Origin of the sequence: Variovorax paradoxus B4, from assembly GCF_000463015.1 — a bacterium.
GTDB lineage: Bacteria > Pseudomonadota > Gammaproteobacteria > Burkholderiales > Burkholderiaceae_C > Variovorax > Variovorax paradoxus_E.
Window position 1 is genome coordinate 267,021 of sequence record NC_022247.1, and the last position, 17,045, is coordinate 284,065.

General features: G+C 65.6%; 15 protein-coding genes and 1 pseudogene. 1 reads left to right on the forward strand and 15 read right to left on the reverse strand.

Annotated elements, in window-relative coordinates; genetic code table 11:
* Positions 1-18: 18 nt before the first annotated feature.
* The gene (locus VAPA_RS01230; RefSeq protein WP_021004951.1) at positions 19-2,172 is read left to right on the forward strand and encodes a serine/threonine protein kinase; all 2,154 of its coding nucleotides are present in this window, start codon (positions 19-21) and stop codon (positions 2,170-2,172) included.
* Positions 2,173-2,200: 28 nt separating this feature from the next.
* On the opposite strand, the pseudogene VAPA_RS33720 reads toward VAPA_RS01230, so the two are convergent.
* From VAPA_RS33720 to VAPA_RS01305, 15 genes and pseudogenes are all read right to left on the reverse strand, one after another.
* Positions 2,201-2,610 (reverse strand): annotated as a pseudogene (locus tag VAPA_RS33720) (magnesium chelatase subunit ChlI family protein); the annotation flags it as partial.
* A gap of 514 nt (positions 2,611-3,124) precedes the next feature.
* The gene (locus tag VAPA_RS01240; RefSeq protein WP_021004952.1) at positions 3,125-3,643 is read right to left on the reverse strand and encodes a hypothetical protein; all 519 of its coding nucleotides are present in this window, start codon (positions 3,641-3,643) and stop codon (positions 3,125-3,127) included.
* A 51-nt stretch (positions 3,644-3,694) separates the two neighbouring features.
* Positions 3,695-5,263, reverse strand: a complete 1,569-nt coding sequence (gene tnpC / locus VAPA_RS01245; protein ID WP_021004953.1) for an IS66 family transposase — start codon at positions 5,261-5,263, stop codon at positions 3,695-3,697.
* Between the two features lie 77 nt (positions 5,264-5,340).
* Entirely contained in the window at positions 5,341-5,688 is a 348-nt protein-coding gene (tnpB, locus tag VAPA_RS01250; protein ID WP_021004331.1) for an IS66 family insertion sequence element accessory protein TnpB, read from the reverse strand.
* The gene (tnpA, locus tag VAPA_RS01255) at positions 5,685-6,086 is read right to left on the reverse strand and encodes an IS66-like element accessory protein TnpA (protein WP_021004330.1); all 402 of its coding nucleotides are present in this window, start codon (positions 6,084-6,086) and stop codon (positions 5,685-5,687) included. Before tnpA ends, tnpB begins: the two co-directional genes overlap by 4 nt.
* Before the next feature lie 102 nt (positions 6,087-6,188).
* A complete protein-coding gene (locus VAPA_RS01260; protein WP_021004954.1) occupies positions 6,189-6,398 on the reverse strand; it encodes a hypothetical protein in 210 nt (69 codons plus the stop codon).
* Positions 6,399-6,486: 88 nt separating this feature from the next.
* Positions 6,487-7,485, reverse strand: coding sequence for a hypothetical protein (locus tag VAPA_RS01265; protein ID WP_021004955.1), 999 nt, complete (start codon positions 7,483-7,485; stop codon positions 6,487-6,489).
* A gap of 84 nt (positions 7,486-7,569) precedes the next feature.
* On the reverse strand, positions 7,570-7,959 hold the full coding sequence (locus tag VAPA_RS01270) for a thioredoxin family protein (protein ID WP_021004956.1): 390 nt from the start codon (positions 7,957-7,959) through the stop codon (positions 7,570-7,572).
* The gene (locus tag VAPA_RS01275) at positions 7,956-9,350 is read right to left on the reverse strand and encodes a hypothetical protein (RefSeq protein ID WP_021004957.1); all 1,395 of its coding nucleotides are present in this window, start codon (positions 9,348-9,350) and stop codon (positions 7,956-7,958) included. The genes VAPA_RS01270 and VAPA_RS01275 overlap by 4 nt, the downstream gene beginning before the upstream one ends.
* Positions 9,351-9,360: 10 nt before the next feature.
* On the reverse strand, positions 9,361-10,347 hold the full coding sequence (locus tag VAPA_RS01280; protein ID WP_021004958.1) for a beta propeller repeat protein: 987 nt from the start codon (positions 10,345-10,347) through the stop codon (positions 9,361-9,363).
* On the reverse strand, positions 10,347-11,918 hold the full coding sequence (locus VAPA_RS01285; protein WP_021004959.1) for a PAAR-like domain-containing protein: 1,572 nt from the start codon (positions 11,916-11,918) through the stop codon (positions 10,347-10,349). The genes VAPA_RS01280 and VAPA_RS01285 overlap by 1 nt, the downstream gene beginning before the upstream one ends.
* A 23-nt stretch (positions 11,919-11,941) precedes the next feature.
* A complete protein-coding gene (locus VAPA_RS01290; protein ID WP_155248039.1) occupies positions 11,942-13,003 on the reverse strand; it encodes a hypothetical protein in 1,062 nt (353 codons plus the stop codon).
* Positions 13,004-13,025: 22 nt separating this feature from the next.
* On the reverse strand, positions 13,026-14,177 hold the full coding sequence (locus VAPA_RS01295) for a DUF2169 family type VI secretion system accessory protein (RefSeq protein WP_021004961.1): 1,152 nt from the start codon (positions 14,175-14,177) through the stop codon (positions 13,026-13,028).
* A 19-nt stretch (positions 14,178-14,196) separates the two neighbouring features.
* On the reverse strand, positions 14,197-14,724 hold the full coding sequence (locus tag VAPA_RS01300; protein WP_021004962.1) for a hypothetical protein: 528 nt from the start codon (positions 14,722-14,724) through the stop codon (positions 14,197-14,199).
* Positions 14,725-14,726: 2 nt separating this feature from the next.
* Positions 14,727-17,012 carry a type VI secretion system Vgr family protein gene (locus VAPA_RS01305; RefSeq protein WP_021004963.1) on the reverse strand — a complete coding sequence of 762 codons (2,286 nt, stop codon included), beginning with the start codon at positions 17,010-17,012 and terminating at the stop codon, positions 14,727-14,729.
* Between the last annotated feature and the right edge of the window lie 33 nt (positions 17,013-17,045).

Consider the following 17,045-nt stretch of genomic DNA (forward strand, 5'->3'; position numbering starts at 1 on the left):
CGCCGCGGGAGGAGATGCATGACGACCAACGCCAGCAACAACAGCAGCAGCACCAGCATGCAGGCCGATCCGCAGGAGCGTCCCCATCCGCTCGACGCGGGCCACCGGCTGGACGAATTCGAGCTGCTCGAGGTCATTGGCGAAGGCGGCTTCGGCATCGTCTACCGGGCCTACGACCACTCGCTGCAGCGCGAGGTGGCCATCAAGGAATACATGCCCTCGATGCTCGCGCGCCGCGTGGGCGACGACAGCGTGCACGTGCGTTCCGACCGGCTCACGGCCACCTTCCAGGCGGGCCTGCGCAGCTTCATCAACGAGGCGCGCACGCTTGCGCAGTTCAGTCATCCGGCACTGGTGCGGGTGCACCGCTTCTGGGAGGCGAACAGCACCGCCTACATGGCGATCCAGCTCTACCGCGGCCGCACGCTGCGCCGCCTGGCCGAGGAAGAGCCGGCCAAGATCTCCGAGGCCTGGCTGCTGAGCATGCTCGGCCCGCTGCTCGGCGCGCTCGAGACGCTGCACCGCAGCCAGTGCTTCCATCGCGACATCGCGCCCGACAACATCTTCATCCAGCAGGACGATCTTCCCGTGCTGCTGGACTTCGGCGCGGCGCGCAAGTCGATTGCCGACCTGGTCGACGAAGTGGCGGTGATGGTGAAGTCGGGCTACTCGCCGATCGAGCAGTATGCCGACGACAACACGCTGCTGCAGGGCGCGTGGACCGACCTCTACGCGCTGGGCGCCGTGCTGTACCGCGCCGTCACCGGGCACCCGCCGCCGTCGGCCGTGGTGCGCAGCGTGCAGGACGCCTATGTGCCGCTGTCGTCGCTGGGCCGCGGCGACCTGAGCCCGGCCTTCTGCGCGGCCGTCGACCACACGCTGGCCGTGCACAGCAAGGACCGCACGCAGACCGTGGCCGCGTTCGCGGCCGAACTGGGGCTCGCCAAGCTGGGCGACACCTACGTGAGCGGGCTGGCGGCACCGACGGCCGTCAGTGCGCCGTCTTCGAAAGCCGCGCCGGCTGTGGCGTCGGTGCCGCAGCAAGCGCCGGCTGCCTCGGCGCCCCAGACACCGGCGCCAGCGACGGCGGCAGCAGCAGCATCGGAAGCCGCTGCATCGGCCAGTGTTGCGCGGTCTGAAGCCGCCGTCCCTGAACCCGCCAAGCCCAGGCCCCAACCCGGGCCCAAGCCCGAGCCGGCCCCGGCACCCGCGCCCAAGCCCGCCGCGCCGCGCGAGGCTGCAGCAGCGCCGGCACGCGCGCCATCGGTGGCCGCCGGCAGGCAGCCCTCGCCGCCCTCCAGGAAATCGTCGCTGCCGCGCTGGGGCCTGGTCGGCGCGCTGCTGATTGCCCTGGTGGGCGTGGGCAGCTGGATCGGCATTCAGCTGACTTCGGGCCGGCAGGAGACCTCGACCGCCATGGTGCCGGTGCCCCCGCCTTCGGGGCCGATGTCTGCCAACGCGCCGCCGCCCGCCGCCATGCCACCGGGCGAAAGCGCTCCCGGCGGCGCAACGGCGCCCGCGGGCGACAACGTGGCGGGAGCCCCCGGCGGTACGCCGCTTCCCGCGGCGGCCGCCAGCGCACCGACCGGCCCGTTGACGCCGCTGACCAACGTGCCGGTCGGCGCGGCGCCGGCACCGGCCCCGGCAGCAACGGACCCCGCAGCAACGCCGCCGGGCTCGACCACCACGCCCGTGACGCCGCCGGAGGCCGCCATGGCCACCGCCGAAGCCGAGGACTGGAACCTCGCCCAGGCCGAGAACACGCGCGAAGGCTACGAGGCCTACCTGCGCCGCTACCGGCGCGGCCCGCATGCGCGCGATGCCCGCAACGCCCTCGCCGAGTTGAACCGGCTCGCGCAGGCCGTGCCTGCGGCACCCGGCACGGCGCCAACGAACTCCGTACCCACCGTGATTGCCGGCGGCCCGACACCGCCGCCCGCGCCGCCTGCCGCTGCGCCCGGCATGGGACGCGTGGTGCTCAACATCCGGCCGTGGGGCCAGGTCTTCGTCGACGGCGCCGAGCGCGGCGTGAGCCCGCCGCTCAAGTCGCTGTCGCTGCGCCCGGGCATCTACAACATCGAAGTGCGCAATGGCGACCTCGATGCCTATCGCCAGCGCGTGACGGTGCAGGACAGCAAGTCGGCGCCTGTGGTGAGCCACGAGTTCAAGTAGGCACTCCTCCCCACCCTGGCGGCGGCGGTCAGTTTCGCAGCGCCCTGCGGTACTGCACCGCCTCCGCCACATGCACCACCCCACCGATTCGGCGCCCGCCAGGTCGGCCACCGTGCGCGCCACCTTGAGCGCGCGGTGCGTGCTGCGCGCCGACCAGCCGAGCTTGGCGGCGGCGTTGTAGACGAACTTGCGCGCCGCATCGTCGAGCGCGGCATGCTTGTCGATGGCGCCGGCCTGCAGCGCCTGGTTGGGGCTGCCCTGGCTCTGCAGGGCGAACTCGCGCGCGGCCACCACGCGGCTGCGGATGCTGGCGGTCGATTCGCCGGGGGGCGCATCGATGAGCTGCTGCGCCGATACCGCGGGCACCTCGATGTGCAGGTCGATGCGGTCCAGCAGCGGGCCGCTGAGCTTGCCCTGGTAGCGCGAGATCTGGTATGGGCGTTCAAAGTTACTAACCCTCGCATCCTTTGAAAATCAACAAGTTGTGCAACAACTTTGCAAACCGGCGCGCCTGAGCTATTTCAGAGTTAGTGACCTCCGCCGCCAATTTTTGCAAAGTTAGTGATCCTCACCATTCAGACTTTAAAACCCGGCGGTCGCAAGTCGCATCGGTAACCCTCGCTTCCCGCGACGGACGCGATGAGTCTCATCTTCTTCGATGCATGCTGTTCCTTGCCAGCAATGTCGGATTCATCCGCTCTGGCACCCACAGGCCGCCGCCACTGAGGTGGGGTCCTGAAGTCGAGGCTCGGTCCAGAAAGCACTTCGTGTGGGCGATGCATTGCCAGCAAAGTCGGAGACTGACCAACCTTGGCAAGAGGCCAAAAATGCAGACTGGCAGACGGCTTCCGGCCAGTAACGGACCTTCGCGCAAAGCCTTCAGCACTGAAAGCAAATCATCGCGTTTGAGCGTAAGCGTCAGCTCACGGCCCTCTTGACCGTGGCCGAACAATCAGATGTCGAAGACCTGGCGCAGCATGTGGAACGGCACTCGCCATGAATGCCCGTTGCCCGTGTCGACGGTGGCGGTGCGCTGGTTGATGCGCACGACGACGCCTACCTGCGGCTGGAGGTACCTGTCGTCGAACGAGACCTTCTCGCCGCAGCGGAAGTCGCCCCGTGAAGGCATGCTCTGCGGTGGTGCTGCGCGCGCAGAAGCCGTTGCGGGCGGGCTTACAGGATCCGGTGGTTCGACGGCGGCATAGGGCAGCTTCCACTCGCGTCGCGTGCCTTCCTCGTGCAAAGTCACCTGCGTGTCCTTCATGGCGACCACCTTGCCATGGCGCATCTGACCGTCGCGCCAGTCGAGGAAGCGCACTGTCTGGCCGAGATTCATGTTTGTGCGCACGGCGAGGATGCGTCTGGGATCGACCAGCATCCGTTCGATGATGGCGCTCAGCTGGAACAGCTCCAGGCTGCTCGCCCGGTTGAGCGCATCGATCAGCTTCGGGTCGGTGCCTTGCGGGTTCACTCTGTCGTCCTCTTCGCGTTGTCCGGTTGCAAGCGCCCGGGCACGAGGTGCTCAGGCGGCCAGTCGCTGCTCGATGTGCTGCGGCCCACCGATGTTCCACGGCAGCAACTCGTCGATGCGGTTGATCGGATGGTCCGCGATGCGCCCGAGCACATCGCGCAGGTAGGCCTCGGGGTCGAGCCCGTTCAACTTGGCCGATTCCACCAGGCTGTAGATGGCCGCAGCGCGCTCGCCCCCGGCGTCCGAGCCCATGAACATGAAGTTCTTTCGGCCCAGGCCGACGCCGCGCAGCGCGCGCTCGGCGGCGTTGTTGTCGATCTCGATGCGCCCGTCGTCGCGGTAGCGCGTCAGCGATCCGAGCCGCGTGAGCGTGTAGCCGATGGCGCGCGCGAGCTCCGACTTGGCAGACACCTGCCCGAGCATTCCTCTCAACCAGGCGAACAGTTCCTCAAGCAACGGACCGGCCCGCGCCTGGCGCTCCCGGCATCGCTCGGCCGGAGGGCGCCCCCGTATGTCGGCCTCGATCGCATACAGCGCACCGATGCGCCGCAGCGCTTGTTCGGCAACCGAGCCCGGCGCCCGACCCTGGCTCTCGTGCAGATCCCAGAACGGTCTGCGCGCATGGGCCCAACATGAAGCCTCGATGATGGCGCCGCCGGCGTAGAGCCTGGCGAAGCCCGCATACGCATCGGCCTGCAAGACCCCCTTGAAGTCCTTCAGGTGCGCCTGGGGATGCTCGCCCTTGCGGTCGGGCGAGCAGCGCAACCACGCGGCCGGCGCGTCGGTGCTCGCCGAGGACCGATCGTCACGCACGTAGACCCAGAGCCTTCCGGTCTTGGTCCGGCCGCGCCCGGGCGAGAGCACCGCCACGGGCGTGTCGTCGGCATGCAGCTTGGAGCCCGCCAGCACGTAGCGCCCGAGCGCGGCAACCAGTGGGTCCAGCAGCTTCTCGCTCTGACCGACCCAGCCGGCCATGGTGGAGCGCTCAATGGGCACACCTTCGCGGGCGTAGATGCGGCTCTGGCGGTAGAGAGGTTGGTGGTCGCAATACTTGGCGACCAGCACGTGGGCCAGCAGCCCGGGACCGGCCACGCCGCGTGCGATGGGCCGGCTCGGCGCTGGCGCCTGGAAGATGGATTCGCACGCCATGCAGGCGAGCTTGGGGCGCACGTGGCGGATCACCTTGAAGCGCGAGGGCACGTATTCCAGTTGTTCGGAGACGTCCTGGCCGATCTGGCGCAGCCGCCCGCCGCACGCGCTGCAGCCGCAGGCCTGGCCGGCGGCGTCGCGCCGTGCATCCGACGCCTCGGGGCGGTACACATGGTTCTCGCGCGGCAGGTGCGCGGGCAGGCTGCGGTCGAAGCCTTCGCTGTTGGCGGCTGGCGCCTGCGGGGTCTGCGCGACCGGCGCAAGCTCGTGTGTCGGCAAGTCAGCGATCAACGCGATCTGCGGGTCGTCCAGCTGTTCGCTGGAGGCACCGAAGCGGGCCCGGACCTGGCGCAGCAGCTGCACTTTGAGCTTGTCCACGAGCAGCTTGAGCAGGGCCACTTCCGCGTCACGCGCCTGCACGACGCGCAGCAGCGAGTCGACGGTGTGGGGTGCGTGGGCGGTGTTCGGCACGCCCTCTACTATGCCATCGGCCTTGCCCGGAATTGACCGAGACCCGTGCGTTCAAAAGACGAATTCTTGAGCGCGCCTCAAGCCGCGAGCACGGGCTGATCGGTGCGCGTCGGCATGCGCCAGTCGATGCCTTCGAGCAGCATGGACAGCTGCGCCGGGGTCAGCGAGACCTTGCCCGACACAGCCTGCGGCCAGACGAAGCGGCCTCGCTCCAAACGCTTGGCCAGGATCAGCAGGCCCTGGCCATCGAACCATAGGACCTTCAGCATGTCGCCGCGCCGGCCGCGGAAGACGAAGACGTGACCGCAGAAGGGGTTGGCCTCCAGCGCCGTCTGCACCATTGCTGACAGGCCGTTGAATCCCTTCCTCATGTCGGTGTGGCCCGCGACGATCCAGACGCGGGTGCTCGTGGGCAGGCCGATCACGCCAGCGCCTTCAGCGTCTGCAGGACATGGCGCACGCTGGCTTCGTCGACCGCACCGCGCAATCGAACCCGCGCACCGCCGACGTCGATCTCGATGGTCCCGGCAGGTTGGCGAGGCGCCGCCACCGTTGGTGAGGGGCATGGCTCAACCGGCGCGGCTTCAATGGTGACGGGCAACAGCATCGGCGAGGGCTCGGACGGCGCCGGCGTCTGGGGCTGCTCTTGTGCACTCAGATGCATCCGGCGCCATGCGAACAGGAGGTTCGAGTTGATGCCGGCCTCCAGCGCGACGGCTGCCACCGACGCACCGGGAACCAGGCTGCGCGCGACCAATTCGCGCTTGAACATCGGGCTGTGCTCGCGCCTACGGCGTTTGCTCGGGGTGTCTTGATCGTTCATTGATGTGCATTAGCAGTTCTTGATGCACACGACCGCCGCGCGCACCGAACCGCCAATCCTGCTCAAAGCCATCAACAAAAAAAGAGGGTGCTGAGACGACGCTTACGGTGTGCCGTAAGGTGCCAATGCCTTGACGCCTTCGGAGATCGAGAATCCTCCAGCCTGCAGCTTCTTCGCATAGGCGTCAGCGAGAACCTTGATTTCCTCGCCACGCTTGGCTTGAAGCGCTGCCTCAAGCTCTGCACGTTCGGCATCCATGTCCTTGATGCGCTTCTGGATCTCCGCAAAGCTCATGTTTTTTGCATCTGACATCAGGTGGGATCTCTTTTGATAAGGTAGGTGAACAACTCATAAGTAGGATACCCGGCACCGGCGTAGCACTACTTTGCCGGCCTACTTTTCATACTTCATACTTGGGCCATGTGACCGGCGTGCCCTGGTGAGCGGTGGCGGCATTCGACTGTGCTATGAACGGTTGTCGGGGGTGCGTGTTTGCGCGCACCTGCCGGACCACTTGGGAACGCCGGCACTGCGTGCGCCAGGCGATCCATTGAGGCAGGACCGGCCACCGCTGGCCCAGCCACCGAAGCATCGCCGGCTCCCAATTCGCAGACAGCGATTGCACCGTGATTCCCAACTGCCGCATGCAGTCGGAATGAGTGCCCCCTTGCAACCGCAAGGTCAGAAAGTCGGGCAGCAAATGTCGGCTCTTCAAGCCGTCGAAAGGCGTACCAGCCACACTGCGCGTCGAATGCCCACAGACCCCGCACTCGAAGACGCATCCCTGCGTCGGCGTTCGGTTCGAGATGCGTCGTCGGCCCTTGATCGATCCACATGCGACACAACGCTCAACGGGCTGAGTGAGCATGCGACGCAGGGCCGCCAACGCCTCGTCGGCCGGCGCGGCGATGTGGACTGGCAGGCTCGGCTCGAGCAGATCGTGATAGGCATGCCACCAGTGCCATAGTGCGGGCTCGCGCTCGGCCATTACTTCCGAGAAGCGAGGCAGCCAGTCGAGCAGCAGGCAGTTGTTCGACAGCCCGAATCGCTTGCTGATGTCGCCGGCATTCCAGCCGTGCAGCCACAGGCTGGCCGCGCTGGACCAGAGATCGGGCGATTTGAGTTGCATCAGTGGACTGCCCGTGAGCCTGGATCGCATGTGACGACAGTTCAGGCACCGAAAGCGCCCCAATCCCCATACGCTGTGCTCAGGGGACATTAGCTTGAAGCGATTCGCGCCGCAGTTCAGGCACTCTTCCGGCCACGTGCTCAACACGGTGTCGATGTAAGCCACGAAACGCAGGCCTGCTTGACGCAGGTCCGGCGGCAGAATCGCTGAAGGTATCTCTCCTACATCCTGAGTCGGGGCACGTGCAGAAGACATTTCCAAATCAATCATTTGGAATCGAGGCCGCTACCAGATCGTTGTAGAGCTCAAACAAACAATGACTCCCCGAATAGCAAACCGCCTGGCACTGCTCGATCACTTCGCCCAGTTCTCCATCGAGAACGTCGCCCAGAGCGACGGCAGGTTCTCAGGCTCATTCATCGGTTGCAGCCGCCAGCCGGCATTCTCGAACGCCTCGACGATGCCGCATTCGAGCAAGCGGCCTTCCCGAAAATGCAGCAACAACGGCAGATCTTCCGGTATGAACCGCCCCAGAAACTCGGCGTGGTCCTCCAGATCGAGCCAGAGCCATGCGGTGTTGAGCAACCTGCCCTGCCGGGCTGCAAGGCGTTCGAACTCGGGACGCAGCCGCCGACACTTGTCGCACCAGGCTTGCGCCCCCAGCACGGTGATCAGGCTGCCGTCGGGCTGTTGCAGGCGTTCAGCGATGTCGGCCGCATGGCGCCAGGGGTCGAGCATGGTCATGAATGCCACGGTTCCGTGCTGCCGGCGCTCGGCAGTTGCTCAATCTGCCTGCACTGGGACTCTGCACCGCCGCGCACGCTCAGACCCACACCGGGCACGCGATAGTGCAGGGCATGAGCTGCGACGGCACGTAGCGGTTGCGGCGCATGCTGAAGCAGTTCCACCAGCCACGCTTGCGTGGCCTGGCGCCCGTACAACAGACGCTGATTGGTTCCGAGATCCAAACGCAGCGTAAGTTGGGCGTGTTGCACGGCAGGCAGGTTAGGCATCGGCAGGCCGTTGTCGGCGTCGAGGCGGGCGGCAGTCAACAATTGACGGTCGTCGGCACCGGCAGGTTCGTGTTCTTCCAGTGTCAAGCCGTGAGCTGCCAAATCGATGCCCGTCAAGGTCTGCCACACCCAGGCTGCATAGCGTGCTTCCTCTGGATGCGCGATTCGGCTTGTCACGTAGGGCAAGTGCGACGGGTCACCGTGGTGTAGCGCGAAGTAGAGTCCGGCCCTCGCCGGCAGAAATGCGTAGAGGCCCGGTATGTCGGGGTGCCGCATCGGCACGAGGCAGGCCAGATGCCGCAACCAGCGGTCTAGGCGCCTGTTGGCCTGCTGGCGAAACCAGCCGGTGGCCTGCTGGGCGTGCGCCGCTTGCACCATCACGCAGCGCCAGAGGACGGCCAACGCCTGTGAGCGGTGCGCTGCCGACCCGCCCAATGCAATGGAGGCCTCCGCGCGCACGGCATGGTCGCTGTCGCCAAGCGCCTGCACCAGGGCAGCGGCGGTGTCGCGCGCCTGCGATGCCATGGGTTCATGCTGCCAAGGGGAGGCACTCCGTGTCGCCGCGGCCGCACGACACGCGGCCGCGCGCACGAACGGCGCAGGGTGAACCAGCCAGTGTGCCAGCGGGAGTGAGAGGGCCGGCAAGGCTGGCGCTCCGATGAGCGCGGCCGCTCGCAGCGCCGCGACGGCGGTCACGGGGTCGGATGGCTCGCCGCTCCATCGGTGCAGTATGTCCTGGGCCCTGGACAGCGGCAGGCGCGCCAAGGCGGAAACAACGCCGCGCAGCAGGGTGTCGGGACGTGCTCGCACAAGGGACATCACCCGCGCCAAGCCCGCCGCATCGCCAGACTGCATGGCGACCCAACTGCCTGCAAAGGCCTCTCCCGCTTTTTTCCAACGGTCGAGCGCAGCCAAGGTCGTCGAAAGCCCCGCGGAGCCGGCCACTTGCAACCCCTCGAGATGCGCGCCGAGCATGCGATCGAAATGCTTGAATTTTTGCCAGCTCAAATGGACCGACGTGCGCGAAGTGTCGATGTATTGCCAATAGAACGCGGCATCTTCGGCGTGGCGGCGAACCAGCGGCTCGATGGTCGCAGGAATGGTGGTTGCGGCAAGACCCATTGGAACCGGATCAGTCGAGGTACGGCGCGACGATCGTGCGCCATTGCTGACCATCGAAGGTCCAGACATGCGTCGGACTGGCAATGCCCAGGAGTCCGTCACGCACATCCATGTGACCACTGGCGGACACCAGTTCTCCCTTGTGAGTCACAGGCAGCAATTCGCTGCCGTTCCAGACGCGGAACTGGTAGTCGGAGGACAGCCAAAGCTGGCCGTCAAACCAGGCAGCATCGTTCCACAGGATGCCGGAACTCCCTTTGTAGATGCTCTTCCAGGTGGACTCGCGACCCACCCAGAGACTTCCTCCCTCGCCCGAGATGTAGACCTTGCCATCGCCGGCACACGTCACGGTGCCGAGTTGCACGTTGCTTGGAAATCCCATCTGCTTCCAGGCTTTGCCATCGAAGTGCCACACATCACCATGGCCGCCGACGGCGTACATGTCGTTCGCCGAGAAGGCATCCATGTCGTTGAAGCCCTGCGAAGAAGATGCATCCTTCTGCGGAAATCCCTCGCCGACCTTCGTCCACTTGCCGATGTCGGTACGTTTATAGATGGCCCGCCCTCCACCGACCGAATAGGCGAAGCCGTCGATCGTTTTGACCCGGTAGGTCATGGGCACCTTGCCCGGGTCGATGAACTCGTCGGGAAATTTTCCGCCGCCGCCCAGCACGCTGACTTGCCCGTCGTTGTTCCTGGCGACAAGCAGGCCCTGGGCCAGTGGCTTCAGGGCCACCCCGATCCGCGGCTTGTTGTAGCCCTCCAGCGTGCGCGAGCCGAAAGTGGTTCCCGGCTTTTCGAGGTTGAGAACAAACAGCTTGGTAAGGATGTCGTGGTCCCACATCTTTGACGCCTGTTCGTCGGGCACATCCTGGCGAAGGCAGATGTAGAGGAAGGAGCGGCTTCGAACGGTGCAGTCGGTGATGGACCACCCTTTGATTTCCGCTGCCCAGACCTCTTTGCTCAGATAGATTGACTGACTCAATTCGTTCTCCATTAGTCGTCCGAGTTGTTGCCGGCGTCAGGGGCCGGTGGCTTGCCGTTTTTGTTGAGCGCCTTGGGCCTGGCGCCAGGGCAGTTGTAGTAGTTTTCCAGCTGCGCGCGAATGCACTTCGGCGAGCACCGCGACATGGGAAAGGCTTCCTGGTGAGACTTCACAGCAGAGTCGATGGCTTCTTTCATGCTCATCGTGCCGCCCTGGAGTTTGTTATTCCTGGCAAGCATTTGCGTTTCGCGGTCCATCAGATCGTGCACCCGCCCGTGACTGCCATGGTTCTGACTGAACCCCTCCACGCACACCGTTGGCGCAGTGCTGTACTCGTAGCCCGGGCAGCTCACCCCGTCCATCATGGCGCCGTAGATCAGGTGGTGGCCCGTCTGCCCGGGACAGCAGCCCTTGCCATCGGCCGTCTCCACTTTCCTGTCGCCGTCCTTCTTGCTTTTCGGCACCAGATTGCATTTGCGCGCCCGGGTGCAGTCGTTCAACGTGGCCAGAAGATCCTGGCCCTCGGAGCCGAGCTTTTGCGCCTTCTCGAATTGCTGCTGCGGGCTGAGCTTGTCGAAGTCCTTGAACTCATTGGCCAGTGACTGAAGCTTGGTCGCCTCTTTCTCCAGGACATTGAGTTTTTCGATCGATTCAACCGCGACGCGGCGGATCTCATTGACATCGCCGATGGCCATCGCGCCATCCACCACCGACCAGACCCCCATGAGCGCATTGCCCCAGGCCGGCACCGCAGATCCGGCCAGTTGCTTGGCACCGGCCTTGGCGACCCATTTCCCGGCGGCCTTTGCACCTGCATGGGTTGCCATGTCCTGTAGCTCGCCCCTGAGACTTTTGAGCAGGTCGAGTTCCCCTGGCAGGTTCTTGTAGGCCTCTTGCATCTGCTTGGCATAGTCCATGGCGTTCTGGACTCCTTTCGGGCCGCCCAGATTGATTTCCAGCCCATCGCAGTGATCGTCGGTCCAGTGCGTGTTTTTCTTGTCCCCCGAGTTCTTCCTTCCCGCCTTCAGAAGCGCGGAAAACTTGCTCTTCTTCTTGAGTTCCTGGCGAGTCTCGGATTGGTCGTTCTCGGGCGCGCAGGCGCGCTCGATCTTCTTTTCTTCCTTCGCGCAGTCGTGGCTGCCCCAGCCGCGGGAGATGTAGGGGAACACCGGCGTGTTGCTCGGCATCGAGCCATGGTTGTGGCTGACGAGATCGGTGTGACGCGGGACGCCGTAGCCTTCGAAGATCACGTCGAAGGACCACTGCGTGAAGTAGGCCTTGCCGGTAATGACATGCGTCGCCACGCCTTTGGGAAAGGCCTGCGTCGCCGGCTCGTTGCCGGTACTTGTCGCAAAGTAGGAGTGGTCTTCGATCGCCACTTCCTTGCCTACGATGAAGACCGTGGAGGTTCCGTTCTTGATGCTGCTCGCGTAGCAGGTATTGGGGTAGGGAATGACAATGGGCCCGGCGGGTGGCCCCGGGGGGCTCCAGCATGGGTCGGGAAATGCCTGGGGCGAAATGCCGTCGCCGCCCACGGCCTTGCTGGCGATCTCCAGCCCGTTGGCGTAGACATGGGTTTTCATGATCGTTGGGTCCTGATGAGGTGTCAGCCCGGCCCGGGCGATCGAAAGCGAACGACGAGCGCAGCACGCCGGCCGTCGTCTCCTGCGAAGTGCAGCAGGGCGCTGCGCCCCGGACCATCGCCGCGGCCCATCGCGTCGGCCAGCCATGCCAACGCAAGCACGGGGGCGGCAGCGCCAGTCTCCCCCACATGACCGGCAATGATGCTGTGCGGAAATTCGGCCACGCGCCTTTCGAGCGATCGAGAAAGCGCCAGATTGATTTCCTTCGCTGACCAGCTCTCCCCCGTCATTCCACTGGCATGAAAGGCAAGTGCACTGACTTCAACGCCGGCCTCTTGCGCAGCATCGCGGATGGCCCGAGTCAGCGCCAGCGCGCGCTGCGGCTCTTCACAGCCAACGCGCCACGGATCGTCATGCGTCGCGCAGCCTTCGATCCAGAGCGACTCCGTACGTCCCTCAGCCCGGTGACTGAGCAACACGGCAGACGCGCCTTCGGCCGGAATGAAGCCGTCCGGGTTTGATGGCGTGGCGATGCGTTCTGCCTCGAGGTAGTGCTCGATCGCACCCGCATGAAGAAAAGAATCTGCCGCCGCCAACACGACGTAGTCCGGACCTCCACGCTGGCACAAGATGGCCGAGATTTCTTCCAACGCCTGTGCAATGCCGCCTTTGCCATAGGCCAGCCGGCGCGACAGGGCATGGAACCTGCCGGCCCCGGACAGGCACCTGGTGTTCATCAGCTCGGCGAGCACACGCCCGAACCCTTCGTGCGTGATGCCGATTCGCTCCGGTTCGGCCGAGAGCATGACGACGGCAACGCGCTCGAAGGACACATGCGTCAGGGATGCCAGGCTCTCGGTGATCACGCTGTACAACATCGCGTGCCAGCGCTCCTCACCCCAGATCGACACGTCATGAAGCGCCCCACCAACGACCGGTCCGCCTTCCTGGTCGATGAAGCCGGTTTCCCTGAAGTGATTCACTCTGGCGTTGATCGCTGCGACGGCGGCCTGCGCCCGGTGGCCGACAGCACAGCAGATACCCCGGCCCGCCACCCGCAAGGGCTGAAAGCGCTGCGGCGGCATCGAGCGGACCAGGGCCGCAGCTCTATCGTTCCCAGGCGCCATGCCGGCCTCCCAGCATCACAGCTTCGCTCTCTTCCGGGCCGCATCCAGCGCATTCGCTGCCATCCAGGCCCATGGACCTTGCGGCCCACCAGGCAGGGTCCACGGGGCCGACTGCGATGGCCTCGAACTCTTGCGCCCTTCGTCGGATGGGCAGGCTGGTGCGCCACACGACCGAAAAGCGCTCTTGGTCGGGCTCGAAGTAGAGGGTGTCCACAACCGCCTCGCATGTCTGCACGCTGTAGTCCTTGCGCAGCACCCGCACGGGAACGCTGTCAAGCATGGGCAGGTGAAAGCGCACGTCGGGCCGGGCAGCCATCATGTTCAGCAAGATGACTTCTTCGCCGCCTCGCGGGTAGCCCATTTGCTGGTCTTGCGGCGCGCACTGATGAAACTGTTCGTCGAAGTCTGCAGGCAGCAGCGGGAATACGTCCCTGCGCCATGCGTCGTCGCAGGTGCCCGAATAGGTCTTGCGCGGCAGCCAATGCCTGCCGATGGCGGAGAAGGCCACCGGCGCATGCATGTCCGCAGGCCTGGCGAAGGGCTCGTTCATTGCCTCGAGGCTCGGAGCCGGCACGCCGTCGATGATGTCGGACGCAACCGTGGCCGCGTAGCCGACACCCGAAGGATTGGAGGGCAGCGTCTCCTCCACGAATTGCCGCGCGTCGCCCTTGCCCGCGAGACGAATACGCTTGCCGCCAAATGCCAGTCCGTAATGCAACGGCAACCGCGTGAAAGGCGCGGGGGCACTCAAGGTCGTGCTCCCGAATGCCCGCAACCAGGTGCGCGGCCCCACTACGTTGAGCCGCTTGCTCAGCGGCCCGACTCGCCAGCCTACCGCCAATTGGGTGACTGGCTCGCCATTCGGGCTGTGTGCGCTCGCATTGAACAACACGTCGCAACGCGGCTTGAAGCGCGCGAAATCGCTGCCGTAGAGCATCGCGCTCAGTCCTGGCTCCGCAACGTACAGATCGGTCTGTTGCAGTGCCTCGGGCGGTAACGGTCCCGGTCGTTGCCGGGGCAGCGGAATGCGCCAGGTGGCTTTGGCCACCACCACCAGGTGTTCCCGGCTGGCGACGTCCAGCGCCACCACAGCGCCCGCGACGAGGTTCTTGTTGCCAACGGCTACTTCCATCGCGGTGCCTGCCCCGCTCTCAATTGACGTTGACCGAGCCGCCCAGAATGCGCTGAGTCGCGCTGGCATGGCTGGTGATGTAGTGACCGCGCAGCTGGATGCGACCGTCAGCCGAGAGGATGAGTGCCGACTCGCCGCAGCGCAGTTCGATCTCATTTGTTGCTTCGATGACAACGCGCCCGTCGCCGCGCGGCACGGCTGGTGCTGGTGGTCTTTGCTCCTGCGGCTCCCACACAAGGCCCAGGATGATGGCCTGGCGCATGTCGACGCCACTGAAACCCAGTGCCACCGTGCTTCCTACATCGGTCGCGGCCAGCGGCACCAGCGAACACAGCACGTCCATCGTGCCCATGCCGGCCAGGCGCACGCGCGGCACGGCCTTCTCCGCACCTTCGACACCCAGATCGACCAACGTGCCGAGCACGATGCCCTGCGCGCCACGGCGCTCTGGCTTGTCGGCGGGCTTTGCAATCAGCTCCTCGAGCAGCGCATCGCCCTGAAGCGATGGCAACGCGGGCGGATTGGCGCGACGGTCGTTGGCGTGCACGTTCAGTTCTCCTGGATCTTGTTCGCCTTCGACGTGATGTGTCCATCGGCGTTGAAATACTGCTCGCCGCTCGTGCCGACGTTGAAGGTGTGGCCGTTGAAGGTGATGGTGCCATCGGACTTCATCACCAGCGTGGACTTACCGACCGTGATGCTGAATTCGTCGCCCGCGGTTATATCGAAGGTGTTGCGCACATCGACGCGCTTGGAGCGCCCGACCTGCTCGGTCTGCATCAGCGCCACGCTGGTGTTCATTGCCGCGCCCACCGACACCTGGTAGCCCAGGCCGATGGTCAGCGCCTTGGCAAGGCCGATGGTCTCGGCCTTGGCCAGGGCCACCGTCTCGGCCTTGTTGCCGCCGATGGTCACCACGCGGTTGTCGCCGATGTCGATGGTCTCGTTCATGCCCACCGTCTCGGTGCGGTTCATGCCGATGCCGATGGTCTCGTTGAGGTCGACGGTCTCGGTGCGGTTCTTGTGCACCGTGATGGTCTCGTCGAGGTCCACGGTCTCGGTGCGGTTCTTGTGGATCGTGATCGTCTCGTTGCCATCGACCGTCTCGGTGCGGTTGTTGTGGACGGTGATGGTCTCGTCGTGATCGACGGTCTCCGTGCGGTCGTGCTTCACATGCACGGTTTCGTCGCGGTCGATGGTCTTGGTGCGGTCGTTGCCCACCCAGTGCGTCTCGTCGCGCTCGACCTCGATGTCCTGGTTGCGCTCCGCATGCAGCCACAGCTGCTCCTGGCCCTTCTTGTCCTCGAAGCGCAGCGCATTGGCATTGGCATCGGTCGCGCCTTCGGAGCTGCGCGTGAGCAGGCCGCTTTGCGTGGCGTTGTCCGGCAGGGTCCACGGCGGCATGTTGTCGGCGTTGTAGACGCGCCCCGTGACGATGGGGCGGTCGGGGTCGCCGTTCTCGAAGTCGACGATCACCTCCTGGCCGATGCGCGGGATCTGGATGCCGCCGAAATTGGTGCCGGCCCAGGGCGAGGACACGCGCACCCAGCACGAGCTGTTCTCGTCCTTCGTGCAGTAGCGGTTCCAGTGGAAGCTGAGCTTCACGCGGCCGTATTCATCGGTCCAGATCTCGCGGCCGGCCGGGCCCGTGACGATCGCCGTCTGCGGGCCCGTGGTGCGCGGCCTGGGCACCGGCGGGGCCGATGCCCTGAACACCTTGCTCGTCGGAATCACCTCGAAATCGACGCGGCACTCGAATTCCTGCTGCGCACTGGCATCGCCCACGTCCTGCAGCCGCAAGCGGGCGTCCGTCACCAGGTACTCGCGGTTCGACTCGTTCTGGGGATGGCGCTCCAGCGTGACCAGGCAGCCCGGCACCACCGCGCGCAGGTTGCCCGAGCCGCCGGCGCGCTCGCCCTGGCTGCCGGTCTCTTCCATGCGCGTGCGCACCAGCTGCTCGCCTTCGGACTCCACCACGTAGTCGCCCGGCCAGCCATAGCGCTCCCAGGTGTTCTGCGCCGTCTTGCGCGGCATGGCGCTGACCTGCTGCAGCTCGGCCTTCGGGCGCTTGAAGTCGAAGTCGCCGATCACCCAGCGGCCGCTTTGCAGCGCCTCGCAGGCGTTGAAGCGGTCGCAATGCTCCTCGCGCACGGTGGCCTCCGCCGCATGGAAGGGAATGCGCTGGTAGCCCGCATGGGCGAAGGGCTGGTGCGACGCCATGTCGTCGACGATCACCAGCTTGTGACTGCTCTCTTCGTGCTCGAAGTAGAAGTACAGGCCCCACTCGTGCAGCAGCCGTGCGACGAAGTCGTAGTCGCTTTCGCCGTACTGCACCTGGAACTCGCGCGGCGGATAGCTGCGCACGGCCCGCACGTCGAAGGGAAGCCCGTACTTGCCGAGCACCTCCCTGACGATGTCCAGCACGTTCTGGTTCTGGAAGATGCGGTAGTCGCTGGTGCGCGTGCCCAGCGTGAGCCAGGGCTCGATCACGGCTTCGTACAGCGCACGCCGGTTCTCCAGACGCAAGAAGCGCACGCGCGTCACAAGGCCCGAGAGATGGCGCCGCTGCGGGCCCGAGCCCGGGCGTCCATCGAGCACGATGTGCGCCGTGAGCGCCTCGCCCACCAGCTGCTTGATGGCCACGTTGGCGGCCTGGCGTTCGTTGTAGCCGGGCTGCTCGGGGGTGGCCAGGGTCAGGGTGTAATGGAACAGCCTGCTGAGCCCTTCGTCGCCTTCGATGGCGATGGGCTCCAGGGCCGGCTCGCCGCCCAGCATGGGCATGGCCGACGATGAAACGCTGAGAACGCGCGCAAGCTGTGCGGTGCCTGTTGGCATGGAATCCCCCTGATGTTCTGGACTGCTGGGCCA

Excerpts from the sequence above, each read along its gene's own strand:
- VAPA_RS01265 (WP_021004955.1), bottom strand. The coding sequence starts at position 7,485 with ATGATTGATTTGGAAATGTCTTCTGCACGTGCCCCGACTCAGGATGTA.
- VAPA_RS01305 (WP_021004963.1), bottom strand. The coding sequence starts at position 17,012 with ATGCCAACAGGCACCGCACAGCTTGCGCGCGTTCTCAGCGTTTCATCG.
- VAPA_RS01230 (WP_021004951.1), top strand. The coding sequence starts at position 19 with ATGACGACCAACGCCAGCAACAACAGCAGCAGCACCAGCATGCAGGCC.
- VAPA_RS01280 (WP_021004958.1), bottom strand. The coding sequence starts at position 10,347 with ATGGAGAACGAATTGAGTCAGTCAATCTATCTGAGCAAAGAGGTCTGG.
- VAPA_RS01275 (WP_021004957.1), bottom strand. The coding sequence starts at position 9,350 with ATGGGTCTTGCCGCAACCACCATTCCTGCGACCATCGAGCCGCTGGTT.
- VAPA_RS01295 (WP_021004961.1), bottom strand. The coding sequence starts at position 14,177 with ATGGAAGTAGCCGTTGGCAACAAGAACCTCGTCGCGGGCGCTGTGGTG.
- VAPA_RS01260 (WP_021004954.1), bottom strand. The coding sequence starts at position 6,398 with ATGTCAGATGCAAAAAACATGAGCTTTGCGGAGATCCAGAAGCGCATC.
- VAPA_RS01285 (WP_021004959.1), bottom strand. The coding sequence starts at position 11,918 with ATGAAAACCCATGTCTACGCCAACGGGCTGGAGATCGCCAGCAAGGCC.
- VAPA_RS01270 (WP_021004956.1), bottom strand. The coding sequence starts at position 7,959 with ATGACCATGCTCGACCCCTGGCGCCATGCGGCCGACATCGCTGAACGC.
- tnpA (WP_021004330.1), bottom strand. The coding sequence starts at position 6,086 with ATGAACGATCAAGACACCCCGAGCAAACGCCGTAGGCGCGAGCACAGC.
- VAPA_RS01290 (WP_155248039.1), bottom strand. The coding sequence starts at position 13,003 with ATGCCGCCGCAGCGCTTTCAGCCCTTGCGGGTGGCGGGCCGGGGTATC.